10 protein-coding genes are annotated in these 11,966 nt (G+C 72.8%); 7 read left to right on the plus strand and 3 right to left on the minus strand.

Going from position 1 to position 11,966, the window contains the following annotated elements; all coding sequences use genetic code 11:
• Positions 1 to 172 precede the first annotated feature (172 nt).
• The 3 genes from AB0F89_RS24880 to AB0F89_RS24890 are packed head-to-tail and all read right to left on the minus strand — an operon-like array spanning position 173 to position 2,750.
• The gene (locus AB0F89_RS24880) at positions 173 to 1,441 is read right to left on the minus strand and encodes an MAB_1171c family putative transporter (RefSeq protein WP_367127994.1); all 1,269 of its coding nucleotides are present in this window, start codon (positions 1,439 to 1,441) and stop codon (positions 173 to 175) included.
• The gene (locus AB0F89_RS24885; protein WP_367127995.1) at positions 1,434 to 1,988 is read right to left on the minus strand and encodes a hypothetical protein; all 555 of its coding nucleotides are present in this window, start codon (positions 1,986 to 1,988) and stop codon (positions 1,434 to 1,436) included. Before AB0F89_RS24885 ends, AB0F89_RS24880 begins: the two co-directional genes overlap by 8 nt.
• A gap of 39 nt (positions 1,989 to 2,027) precedes the next feature.
• The gene (locus tag AB0F89_RS24890; RefSeq protein ID WP_367127996.1) at positions 2,028 to 2,750 is read right to left on the minus strand and encodes a hypothetical protein; all 723 of its coding nucleotides are present in this window, start codon (positions 2,748 to 2,750) and stop codon (positions 2,028 to 2,030) included.
• Between the two features lie 421 nt (positions 2,751 to 3,171).
• Between AB0F89_RS24890 and AB0F89_RS24895 the strand changes: the two genes are divergently transcribed.
• The 7 genes from AB0F89_RS24895 (at position 3,172) to AB0F89_RS24925 (ending at position 11,874) form a co-directional block, all read left to right on the plus strand.
• A complete protein-coding gene (locus AB0F89_RS24895) occupies positions 3,172 to 4,116 on the plus strand; it encodes a universal stress protein (RefSeq protein ID WP_367127997.1) in 945 nt (314 codons plus the stop codon).
• 96 nt (positions 4,117 to 4,212) lie between these two features.
• Positions 4,213 to 5,535, plus strand: coding sequence for a M20/M25/M40 family metallo-hydrolase (locus tag AB0F89_RS24900; protein ID WP_367139000.1), 1,323 nt, complete (start codon positions 4,213 to 4,215; stop codon positions 5,533 to 5,535).
• A 178-nt stretch (positions 5,536 to 5,713) separates the two neighbouring features.
• Complete coding sequence (locus tag AB0F89_RS24905) at positions 5,714 to 8,521, plus strand: hypothetical protein (RefSeq protein ID WP_367127998.1); 2,808 nt, start codon at positions 5,714 to 5,716, stop codon at positions 8,519 to 8,521.
• Between the two features lie 107 nt (positions 8,522 to 8,628).
• The gene (locus tag AB0F89_RS24910) at positions 8,629 to 9,210 is read left to right on the plus strand and encodes a hypothetical protein (RefSeq protein ID WP_367127999.1); all 582 of its coding nucleotides are present in this window, start codon (positions 8,629 to 8,631) and stop codon (positions 9,208 to 9,210) included.
• Positions 9,201 to 9,608 carry an Imm1 family immunity protein gene (locus tag AB0F89_RS24915; protein WP_367128000.1) on the plus strand — a complete coding sequence of 136 codons (408 nt, stop codon included), beginning with the start codon at positions 9,201 to 9,203 and terminating at the stop codon, positions 9,606 to 9,608. The genes AB0F89_RS24910 and AB0F89_RS24915 overlap by 10 nt, the downstream gene beginning before the upstream one ends.
• Positions 9,609 to 9,784: 176 nt before the next feature.
• Positions 9,785 to 10,606, plus strand: a complete 822-nt coding sequence (locus AB0F89_RS24920) for a DUF4082 domain-containing protein (RefSeq protein ID WP_367128001.1) — start codon at positions 9,785 to 9,787, stop codon at positions 10,604 to 10,606.
• Positions 10,607 to 10,746: 140 nt separating this feature from the next.
• Entirely contained in the window at positions 10,747 to 11,874 is a 1,128-nt protein-coding gene (locus AB0F89_RS24925; RefSeq protein WP_367128002.1) for a S1 family peptidase, read from the plus strand.
• The last annotated feature ends 92 nt before the right edge of the window (positions 11,875 to 11,966 follow it).

Below are 11,966 nucleotides of genomic sequence, written 5' to 3' on the forward strand. Positions count from 1 at the left end.
GCCGGGGAAAACAGAGCAGGGCACACATTTCGCTAGCCTCGCTAAAGATCGTAGCGACGTCGCCGGCGGCGGTAGCGACGTGTTCAGCGCGGGTCGTCGGCGCGCGCCGACGACCCGGGGTGACAGCAGGAACCAGCGTGGGCGCCGGACACCCGGGTCTTCTCCCGCGGGGTCAGCGGTGGATCGCGGCGCCGGTGGTCCGGTCCGCTTCAGCCAGGGCGGCGGCCACCAGGGGACCGGCGAACGCCTCGGCCACCGCCACGAGTCGGCTGCGCTCACCGGCGAACGCGTGCTTGGCCTGCAACGGGCCCTCCTGCTCGGCGTGGTCCTGGGCCGGTTCGAGACCACGCCCGTCCGCGCCCCCGCCCGCCGTGCCACCGCGTGCGCGAGCGTCCAGCGCCGCCTTGATCCGGGCCGCTTCCCGCGCCGCCCACACCTCGTCCTCGCCCAACCCCAGCGCCGCCGCCCGCCGCTCCACCGCCCCGACCACCGCCGGGTCGTGACCACCCCGCAGCCGGTGCGCCCAGTCGTTGATCTCGATCACCCGCCAGAACAGCCGGTGCTCCGGGTCCACCCGCTCCCGCACCGTCCCCGGCACGTGCCGCATCGCCGGGTCGACCGCCCGCAGCGCCCGCCACAACGGCCGCAACCGCGCGTGGTCCCGCACCGCCTCACGAACCCGGCCCCACCGCTCACCCCAGTAGGACAACCTCGGCCCCCAAGCGGCGATGCTCGCGCCGACGACGACCACCGGCACGGCGAGGTTGAGCGTCCTCGGCGCGGCCGTGCTCCACGAGTCCAGCTCCGCGCCGAACCAGCTGCCGACGACGGCCACCAGCACGACCACCGCGTAGCACGACCCCAGCAGCACGCCGACCGCGTTCAACCGCAGCCCCCGCCGCAACCACGGCTGGTCCGCCGGCGTCCCGTCCGCCCACAGCCAGCACAGGCGCACCACGTTCAGCAGCCCCACCAGGTACGTGACGTGGTACAGCACCAGCAGCTCGGCCAGGTACGGCTCGTCGGCGAACGCCGCCGGGAAGTCGCCGTGGTGCTCCTCGCCGGGCGCGCCGAGCGCGAACAGCGCCACCAGCACGGCCAGCACCACCGCGGACGCGGCCAGCACCCGCCGGGTCGCCCGCCACGCCCGCGCGGGCGGGTGCCGCCAGTACAGCAGCATGGCCTGGTTCGCCGCGACGAACGCGACGCCGAAGCCGTACACCAGGATCACCGACAGGTTGGGCACCCCGGTGAGCCGGTCGACGTTGACCCCGACCACCGGCGCCAGGAACAGGAACGCGGGCGCGGCGGTCGCGCACGCCAGGCAGATGGGCAGCACCGCGGCCCGGTGCTCGGGCGGCGCCTGCCGGAACGCCCGGTACTTGTGCGCCAGCAGCGCCAAAACCCCGCAGGCGCTGAGCAGGTAGAGGACGTCATCCACGGTGACCCCGCTCGGGCGAGTACCCGAACGTGTACCAGGCCCGCGTGGCCAGGTCGTCACCGTCGGGCAGCGCGGGCTGGTGCGGTTGGCGGCCCGCCCACTCGATCAACGCCCGGGTCAGCACGCCCGCCACCCGGTCGGCCTCTCGCTCCTCCTTGCGGGACAGGTCGGTCCGGCCCGCCAGGATGCGCAGCATCGACGGCGACAGGTCCGGGTACAGCAGCAGCCGGCCCTCCTCGGCGTCGAGGCGCGGCGGTCGGTGGCCGCACAGCATGTGCGCGATCTCGTGCAGCAGGATCAGCAGCCGGTGCACCCAGCTGCGCGCCGTCGTGACGATGACGACGTGCACCTCGTCCTCGGTGACCGCCCACAGCCCGCTCGTGCCGCTCCCGCCGAGGTCGTCGAACCGCAGCACGACCTCCCGCCGCAGCCGCCGGGCCACCACCTCGCACAGCCGCACGCACACCGCCTCGGCGGTCGCGGACCGGTCCAGGTCCAGCTCGCGGATCAGCCCGTCGCTCAGCTCGCGCAGCTCCCTGCCCCTCATCCGACCTCCGCCCGGCGCCCGGCCTCCGCCGCGGCCGCGTCACCGGGTCTCGTCATCGGCTCGCTCCGGTTCCAGCGCCCGCCTGATGGCGTCCTCGGCCGCCACGCCCGGGTGCAGCGCGCGCACCAGCGCGAGCAGGATCTTGTTCCGCACGCCCGGCGGCGGCGGTTGTTCGGCGGTGCGCAGGATGACGGTGTTCACGCCGAGCTTGTCCATCGCGAGCCGGGTCTCCAGCTGCTCGTCGACGCGGGCCGCCAGCTCGTCGTCGAAGAAGTAGGCGGGCGCGGCGCCGAACGCCCCGGCCAGGCCGAGGATGTGCTTGAGCCTGGGGTTGTCGCTGGTGCCCGCCAGCAGCTCGCGGATGTGGTTGGCCGAGATCGAGCCGTACGGGCCGGCGCTGATCCGGGCGGCGACCTCCTCCGGCGAGAACGGGCCGCGGTCGACCGGGTAGACGGTGGCGAACAGGTGCCGCACCGCGCCGCGCCGCCACCCCGGCCGCTCGCCGTCACGCAGCCGGGCGCGCCCGCCGACGAAGCACGCCGGGTGCACGTGCAGCGCGTTGGCCAGCCCCTCGATGGTGCGGCAGGTGGGGTTGTCCTTGTCACCGCGCCGCAGCTGCGAGATGTAGGTGTGCGTGATCTCGCCGCCGTCGAGGCGAATGCGCTCGGCGAGTTCCACATTCGTGTACCGCGGCCGATCGCCGGGGCGCAGGCACAACCCGTCGAGAACATCGGCGAATAGCCGCTGATCGCCCGCGGTCATGGTCACCCCTCGCACGCACGACTGCTTCACCTCGCCACGAGTTCCACTGCGAGTGGCGAGTCAAAAGCTACTCCGCAACAGCAGTTGATTCCAGGGTGGGGTCCCAGTAGCCTGGCCACGGCGGTTCCACTGGTATTGGGGGTAGAGCGCTTCGGCGGTCTCGCAGTGGAACAGAGGGGCCGGTTGCGCGGTGCGACGAGATCCCTGGTGACCACGCCGGCCGTCACCAGGCCCTGCGGTTGTGCCGTCGCCCCCGCCACGGCGGCACGCGTTGAGGGGTGCGCAGGGTCCCGGGATCTCGTCGCCGAAAGGTATTCGCTTTTTCCGGCGGAATGTCGCGGAACCACCGATGACGTGTGGGCGCGACCGCACCGGATACCCCGCTGACATCGGTTTCGCGCCCGAACGCGGGAGGTGGGCGATGTCGAGCCCGGGAAGCGCCGGCGAGCCGAGCGGCGCGGTGGGGCGTGGTGCGGTGGTCGTCGGGTTCGACGGCTCGCAGCGGTCGCGGCAGGCCGCGCACTGGGCGGCGCGCGAGGCCGTGGGCCGGGGGCTGCGCCTGCTCGTGGTGAACGTCCTGCGCGGACCGTTCCCCGAGGTGGTGGTGACACCGGTGTCCACGCCGCTGCCCCAGTTCGTCGGCGAGGACGCGGTGCGCGCGTACACGACCGACCACCTGGCCGAGCTCGCCGCCGAGTGCGGGCGGGTCGCGCCCGGCGTGGAGGTGACGACCAGGTCGTTCGACGGCCACCCGGCCGCCGTGCTGGGCGAGGTCGCCCGGGACGCGGCCCTGCTCGTCGTGGGCTCGTCCGGCGCGACCGGCCTGGCCAGGGTGTTCGCCGGTTCCGTCGCCGCCGACCTGGCCCACCACCACCGGGGCCCGGTCGTGGTCGTCCGCGACGCCGGTCCCGACGACGGGCGGGTGGTGGTCGGTGTGGACGGTTCGGAGCCGAGCGACCGCGCGGTCGACTTCGCCGCGGACCACGCGGCACGGCACGGGGGAGTGCTGGTCGGCGTGCACGCCACCACGGGGCTGCCGGTGGACGCGCTGACACCGGGCGGCGCGTGGGGCCAGGGGCTCGCGCTGGGGCTCGACGACGAACGGCTCCGCACGTCGGCGGACGCGCTGGTCGCCGACTCCCTGGCCGGGCCGCTCGCCCGCCACCCCGAGGTCCGGGCGGAGCGGGTGGTGTCCCTGGACCGGCCCGCCCAGGCGCTGGTCGAGGCGGCCGAGGGCGCCGCCCTGCTGGTCGTGGGCAGCCACGGGCACGGCGCGGTGCACCGCGCGCTGCTGGGCTCGGTCAGCCACGGCCTGCTGCACCACGCGCCCTGCCCGCTGGCCGTCGTCCGCGGCATCGGGCGCTGACCGCGCCCGGGCGTGATCCTCACCCCGGTTCGACCGCCGTGGGCGCGCGCCGCCGCGAGCCGACCTCGCGAGTGGTAGGAAGACCCGGTGAGTAACTTGGCAGACGAGGCCGGGCTGCGGCTCGCGCAGGACGAGGTCGTGTCCCTGACCAGCGAGTTGATCAGGATCGACACGACCAACACGGGGGACCCGGCCACGCTCGTCGGTGAACGCGCGGCGGCCGAGTGGGTCGCGGAGAAGCTGAGCGAGGTCGGCTACGAGACGACCTACGTCGAGTCCGGGGCGAAGGGCCGCGGCAACGTGGTCGTCCGGCTGGCCGGCGCCGACCCGGCACGCGGCGCGCTGCTCGTGCACGGTCACCTGGACGTGGTGCCCGCCGACGCTTCCGAGTGGTCCGTGCACCCGTTCTCCGGCGCGGTGCAGGACGGGTACGTGTGGGGTCGCGGCGCGGTCGACATGAAGGACATGGTCGCGATGACCCTCGCCGTCGCCCGGCGGTTCAAGCGGGACGGCGTGGTGCCGCCGCGCGACATCGTCTTCGCGTTCGTCGCCGACGAGGAGGCGGGCGGCCAGTTCGGGGCCAAGTGGCTGGTGGACAACCGGCCGGAGCTGTTCGAGGGCGTCACCGAGGCCATCAGCGAGGTCGGCGGCTTCTCCATCACGCTCAAGGACGACGTCCGCGCCTACCTCGTGGAGACCGCCGAGAAGGGCATCCGGTGGCTCAAGCTGCGGGTGCGCGGCACCGCGGGCCACGGCTCGATGATCCACCACGACAACGCGGTGGCCAAGCTCGCGGCGGCGGTCACCAAGCTCGGTCAGCACCGCTTCCCGGTGGTGCTGTCGCCGTCCGTGCGCGAGTTCCTGGCCGGCGTCTCGGAGATCACCGGGCTGGAGTTCCCCGAGGACGACCTCGAAGGCTCGATCGGCAAGCTCGGCGCCCTGTCGCGGATGATCGGCGCGACGCTGCGCGACACGGCCAACCCGACCATGCTGTCCGCGGGCTACAAGGCCAACGTGATCCCGTCGACCGCCGAGGCCACTGTGGACTGCCGCATCCTGCCCGGCCGCGAAGAGGCGTTCGACCGCGAGCTGGCCGAACTGCTCGGTCCCGACGTCGAGCGCGAATGGCTCGGCCTGCCGCCCGTGGAGACGACGTTCGACGGCGCCCTGGTCGACGCGATGACGGCGTCCATCATCGCCGAGGACCCCGGCGCCAAGGTGTTGCCCTACATGCTGTCCGGCGGCACGGACGCCAAGTCGTTCCAACTGCTCGGCATCCGCAACTTCGGATTCGCGCCGCTCAAGCTGCCCGCCGACCTGGACTTCTCCGGCCTGTTCCACGGCGTCGACGAACGCGTTCCGGTCGACGCCCTGCAATTCGGCGTCCGCGTCCTGGACCGCTTCCTGCGCAACTCGTGACCGGGCGGGGCGCCGCCCTCGTGCCGGTCGGCGCCCCGGACCGGATCGGCCGTCCGCAATAATCGTGGTGGACGGCGCCGCGCATTCCTCCGTTCGAATGCAGGTTCGGGTTGTTCATCCATTTCCTCGAACCGCCGCCTCGATACTGTCCGGATCAATCCGGCGGGAAGAGGCCAAGGTGAACGACCCTCTCTTTCGTGGGGTGCACGCGCTGCTGGCGGTCGTCCGGGACCTCGTGGACCGGCCCCGGTGGGGCTTGCGCCGAGGGCGGGACGGGCTGCGCGGCGACCGGCCGCTCCCGCTGCTGTGCCTGATCCGCGACGCGGGCGGGCACGACGTGCCGAAGGCGCTGGCCGTCCGCCTGGACCGGGCCGACCCCCGGCGCAAGCGCAAGGTGCCGTTCGCGCACGTGGAGGCGGACCTGGCCGCGGCGACCGCCCACGAGCGGTGGTCGACGGTCGAGCGCGAGGCGCCGCTCCTGCCGCTGCTCGACGTCCTGCACGGCCTGCTGCTCGCCAACCGGTTCGCCAAGGACCGGTTCAACTCCTTCCGCCACTACCGGCTGGTCGACTGGCTCACCGGTCGGCACCTGCCACCCGAGGGCAGGCGGGACGACCGCGCGATCGTGCGCGAACTCCGCGACTGGTACGCGCCCGCCGACAGCGCGTCCGACGTGGAGCGCCACGCGGCGGTGCAGCAAGCGGTCGGGCAGTCCTTCCCCGCCCGGCTCGTGGCGGCGGTGCTCATGGCCTGGCACCGCCCGCTGCGCTTCCGGCTGTGGGTGCACGGGGCGCCGCTGGTCGGCCGCGAACCGCGTTGGCTGATGCGCCAGCCGTTCGTGCTCCCCGGTCACTCCACCACCTTCACCGGGTTCGCCGAACGCCTCACCGCCGGCCGTCGTGACCAGGAGAACGGCGAGCACGTCAAGAAGCTGCTCGTGCACGCGTTCCTGCAGGACCTCCGCCTGGCCTACCGACCGCGCGGACTCCGGCTGCGCCGCTGGCAGCGGACCACGTACACGGTCGTCCTGCTGTCGGGCCTCACCGAGGACAACGGCGGCTGGGAACTCCTGCGGATCATCAACGACGTCCGCAACGAGTCGACCGAGCACGACCCGCTGCTGGTGATCGCCACCGCGGCGGAGAAGCCCGCGGACCTCCGGGCGGGACGACCGGTCGCGCCGGTCAGCCGGATCAAGGCGGAACTCGACGCGTGGGCGGACGGGCTGCCCGTGCACCGGCAGTCGCTGCGCCCCGACGCGCGGTTCGTCTTCGTCCGGCTGCCCGCGCCGGAAGCGGGCGGCGTCCCCGACCACACGCTCAGCCAGGCCGACGAGTCGGCGTGGCAGGACCTCGGCGACATCCGGCCGCGCAAACCACCGGTGCCCGCCCGCAAGCCCGTCGTGATCGGGGCGGTGACCGCCGTGCTGCTGGCGGCGGCGCTGATCGGCGGCCCGGCGGGGCTGGTGCGGGCGCAGCACGACTGCCTGCCCGACCCGGCGCCCGGCGTCGCGGTCACGTGGATCGGCGGGATCCAGTCCTGCGTCGGCTACAGCGACGACGCGGCGCAGGTGTTCGGCCAGGACCGGCGGCTGCGGGCGGCCCAGCTGGCGGTGTTCGAGCTGAACGCCGAGGCGGAGCGGCTGCACGACGAGAACCGCGACCGGACGCTGGTGAGCGTGGCCTACTTCGCCGACCTGACCCACCCGGTGTCCGACCCCGGCGCCGACGCGTCCACGGCGGAAGAGCTGGAAGGGCTGCTGATCCAGCAGGAGGACCGGAACAAGTCCAGCACCACCGGGCCGCTGCTGCGGGTGGTCGTGGTCAACGGCGGCGACGGCATGGCCGCCGCCCGCACCGTCGTGGACGAGCTGCTGGAACCCCTGCTGGCCGCCGACCCGACGATCGTCGGCGTCATCGGCATGGGGCTGACCGTCGACGCGACCGAGAGCGCCATCGGCGCGCTCGGCGACCTGGGCGCGCCGGTGGTGGCGACCACCCTGACCGGCGAGGTGCTGGGCAACCGGTCGCCGCTGTACTTCCAACTGGTGCCGGGCAATCGCGTGCAGGCCGAGCTGATCGCCGAGCACGCCCGCCACGTCGGCAAACCCGTCACCGTCTACCACCCGCCGCTGACCGACAACTACCTCGACAGCCTGGTCGACGAGCTGCTGGAGGCGCTGGACGCGGACGAGGGCGCCACCCGGCCCTGGGACCGGCGGGTCGGCGAGGTCGAGATCGTCTGCGGTCGGGGGAACATCGCCTTCTACGCGGGTCGTGAGGGGGACTTCGCCGGGTTCCTCTCCGAGGTCGTGGAGCAGTGCGGCAACGACCGGCCCGAGGTCGTCGGCGACGACACCACGTCCAGGTTCGTCGCGCAGAGCGACCTGCGGCTGCAGAACCAGTTCAAGAACGTCGCGGTGTCCTACGTGTCGATGGGGCACCGGGTGGTCCTGTCCGGACCGGACTGCGTGACCAGGGGCGTGCCCGACGCGCCGGACGCGGGCTCCGCCGCCCCGCCGCTCACCGCGTTCTGCACGGGTCACCGGAGGGTGCGCGAGCGGACCTCCGGGTCGAGCCGCGTGGCGGAGTTCGCCCGGCTGCTCGCGGAGTCCGACGACCACATGCCGTGGCCGGGGGAGCGCATCGGACTCGCCTACGACGCCGCCGGCCTGTTCGTGGAAGCCGTGCGGGAGAACGAAACCCGGGACCGGGTGCCGAACCCGGAGGACCCGTCACCCCCCACCGGCCCCCGCCGCCCCGCCCACCGCGCCGCCATCGCGCACGAACTGCGGGAGCCGAACGACTTCGAGGGCGCCACCGGCCCGATCGACTTCGCCAAGTCCCGAACCGGCGCCACCCGCCCCCTGGCGATCCTGACCATCTCCGACATCCACGACCTGACCGCCGTGCCGACCTGCGCCTACGAGATCAACGCCCCCGCCGACCACTCAACCCCCGGCCCCTGGGGCACCTCCGCCTGCTGACCCCCGCCCGAGCGTCCTACGTGACGCTCCCTAAGCACTTTCTCGTGATGTGGGCGGTTCACGGGTTGGGAACACACCAGGTGATGCTGAGACCGGGAAGGAACGGAGTGGCGTCGATCGGCGAAGTGGCCAAGAGCGTGTCCCGGGCGTGCGATCAGGCGTCGAAGTGCCGGGACGCATTGGGGCAGGCGCAGGACTTGGCGGAAGAGGCGCACGACCTGTTGGCCGCGAACCTGCGCGGGGCCGTGCATCTGGAGTCGGACACCGAAAAGGTGCTGGCTCGGTTCGCAGCGGTGAAAGACGGCATCACCGACTTGTGGAAGATCCTCGGAGCGGGCATGGATCAGGCGCAGGCAGCCTTGACCGCGCTCACGGGCGAGGGCACCCCGCCACCGGGCCTGAACGCCCCACAGCCCGTCCAGCCGCAACATCGGTCAGCCGAGCGACAGCCGCCCGTCGTGGGCAACACCGGCCAGAAAACGCACGGTCGACGGTTCGGCCCGAATGGCACCGCCGAGCCGATCGTCAGCGGCAGGGACGAGTACGTCAATGCAGCCGACGTTCGACTCAAGGGCCTCGTGCCGATCCTGCTCCCCGAAGGGGCCACACTCATCGTGCACGGCACGAACGAAAAAGGCGAACGATTCCGCAAGCAGTACACAGGAGGTGCACGCCCGTGGTGGCGCTAGAAGCATGGTTCGACCGGAACGCCGAAGGGCCTACCACCGTGCGCACCTCGGCCGAGCTGGACACTGTGTTGGACACCGTCGTGGGTTGGAACATGCCCACCACCGTCCAACTGCTGACAGCGGACAACCCGGGGCACGTGCTGCTGGACGTGGGTCTGGACGCCAGAACCGGGCGGGGAGTTCTCTACTACTTCGGGCCGGACAAGCCTGACGGCTGTATCAGCAAAGGGCCGTACACCGCAGAGCCGCCTCCCACCTACTACTTCACCGGCTCCGACACCGAGTTCCCCGCAGACGCGGAGATCCCGCTGGCCGAAGCACGCCGCGCGGCCCACGAGTTCCTGCGCAACGGCGGCGGATGGCCGGACGGCGTCGAGTGGCAACCACGGTGGGACTAGCCACTCGGCGCGGACGGGGCAGCCGGCGGCAGATCCGCTCCATCGAGTTGAAGGCCCTGCAGTGTTCTGGGCGTCCCGCGTAGCGCCACGGCCGGATCGGGCGATCATCAGGCGGGGGTGGGATGGCTGTCCCCGTTGATCGCCCGGGAGGGCTCATGGTTCGGTTGCGCAGACCGGTGGTGGTTGTCGTCGCGTTGGCCTCGATGTTCTTCGGCACGCCGGTGGCGTCCGCGGGGCTCGCCTGGACGGGGTTCAGCACGCCCCACACCGGCGCGCACGTGGAGGTGGGGGAGCCGTTGCTGATCACCGGCACCTCCGGGGTCGGCGAAGGCTCCAACGCCGACGCCACCGAGATCACGCTGGACAACGGGGCCACCTGGCTACCCGTGGACGGCAACTGGCCGTGGCGCTTCCTCTACACGCCGACGGCCCCCGGCGACGTGACGGTCACCGTGCGCGCCGCCTACAACGGTGACTGGACCGTCGGCTCCCAGCCGCTCGTCCTGCACGTCGGCACGCCCGGTGTGCTCGCGCCGGTCTACTGCCCCTGCACCTCGCACGTGCACGAGTCCGCCGTCGCGGACGTCGACCGGTTGCCGGTGGAGCTGGGCGCGCGAGTGCGGGTGGACCGGCCCGGTCGCCTCACCGGTGTCCACCTGAAGCGGGGCGCGTACCAGGGGCCGATCACGGTCCGGGTCTGGGGTCCCGGCGGCGCGCTGCTGCACCAGCAGGAAGAGGCGACCGTGACGCAGCCCTTCCTGCCCATCACCTTCACCACGCCGGTCCCGGTGAGCACCGGTGCGGAGTACGTCGTCTCGTACTACACGCCCGAAGGCGGGTACGTCGCGGCCGAGGACTTCCACATCGGCACGGTGATCCGGGCGCCGTTCGTCATCCCGCGCGACGCCGGCGTCTACCGCTACGGGGAGGGCGGCGGGTTCCCGACCGAGTCCTGGAACGCGAGCAGCTACTCCATCCACCCGGTCTTCGAGCTCTAGGACCGAGGGGATTGACGGGGAACCTCCTGGGTTGGCATGGTCTGAACCAGTGGTGTGAGAGCGCTCTCACTCTTGCCTCGGCGCGCGACCGGCCCGCACCGGTCGCGGGTCGCCCTGTGGACAAGGAGGATCGCGTGCGCATGACAACGTTGACAAAGGTCGGTGTGGCCGCCGCGCTGGTGGTCAGCGGCCTGGTGGTGGCCCCGGCAGCACAAGCGGCGCAGCCGATGTCACCCGGGCTGGTGACCGCGATGCGGACCGCGTTCGGCCTCACCGAGCAGCAGGCCCTGGTCCGCATCGAGCAGGAGAACACCGCCGCCCGCACGGCCCCCGCCGCCCGCACCGCGGCCGGCGAGTCGTTCGGCGGCAGCTGGTTCGACCGGGACGAGGGCGTGCTGGTGGTCGGCGTGACCGATCGGGCGGCGGCCGAGCGGGTGAAGGCCACCGGCGCGCGAGCCCTGCTGGTCGACCGCACGGCCGCGCAGCTCGACCGCGTGAAGGACCGGGTGGACGGCCTGTCCGCGGCCGGCCTGGTGCCGTCGGCGGTGACGAGCTGGCACCCGGACCCGCGCAGCGGCGCGGTGGTGGTGAACGTCCAGCCCGGCGTCCAGCAGGCGGCGGTGGCGCGGTTCCTGGCCGAGGCCAGGCGGTTCGGCCCGATCGAGGTGAACACCGCCGGCGTCACGGCGCCCGTGCCGTTCGCGGCGGGCACCGTCGGCGGCGACCCGTACTACACCGGCAACGTCCGCTGCTCGATCGGCTTCTCGGTGCACGGCGGCTACGTCACGGCCGGGCACTGCGGGCGGACCGGCGCGCAGGTGTACGGCTGGGACCGGTCCTGGCAGGGCCAGTTCGCCGGTTCCTCCTTCCCCGGCAACGACTACGCATGGGTCCGCACGGGCGGCGGCTGGTGGAACGCGCCGGTCGTCCTCGGCTGGGGCACGGTCAGCGACGCGCTGGTGCGCGGCTCGTGGGAGGCCCCGGTCGGCACCTCGGTCTGCCGCTCCGGTTCCACGACCCGCTGGCACTGCGGCGTGATCCAGTCCCGCAACGAGACGATCCACTACGCGCAGGGTGACGTGCACCAGATGGCGGGCACCAGCGTGTGCGCCGAGGGCGGCGACTCGGGCGGCTCGTTCATCACCGGCGACCAGGCCCAGGGCGTCACGTCCGGCGGCTACGGCAACTGCTCGTCCGGTGGTCGGACCTGGTTCCAGCCGATCAACGAGATCCTGTCGACCTACGGCCTGGCCCTGCTCACCGCCTGACCGCAGAGGTGGACGACCCGCCCGTGCGCGCGGGCGGGTCGTCCACGAGCAGCGCAGGTTAGCGCTAACATGGCGCGCCCACAACCCGTTGC

Source organism: Saccharothrix sp. HUAS TT1 (assembly GCF_040744945.1).
Classification (GTDB): domain Bacteria; phylum Actinomycetota; class Actinomycetes; order Mycobacteriales; family Pseudonocardiaceae; genus Actinosynnema.

What these genes read in the sequence shown, in the direction of transcription:
- AB0F89_RS24885 (WP_367127995.1), bottom strand. Translation starts at nt 1,988, where the DNA reads ATGAGGGGCAGGGAGCTGCGCGAGCTGAGCGACGGGCTGATCCGCGAG.
- AB0F89_RS24890 (WP_367127996.1), bottom strand. Translation starts at nt 2,750, where the DNA reads ATGACCGCGGGCGATCAGCGGCTATTCGCCGATGTTCTCGACGGGTTG.
- AB0F89_RS24895 (WP_367127997.1), top strand. Translation starts at nt 3,172, where the DNA reads ATGTCGAGCCCGGGAAGCGCCGGCGAGCCGAGCGGCGCGGTGGGGCGT.
- AB0F89_RS24925 (WP_367128002.1), top strand. Translation starts at nt 10,747, where the DNA reads ATGACAACGTTGACAAAGGTCGGTGTGGCCGCCGCGCTGGTGGTCAGC.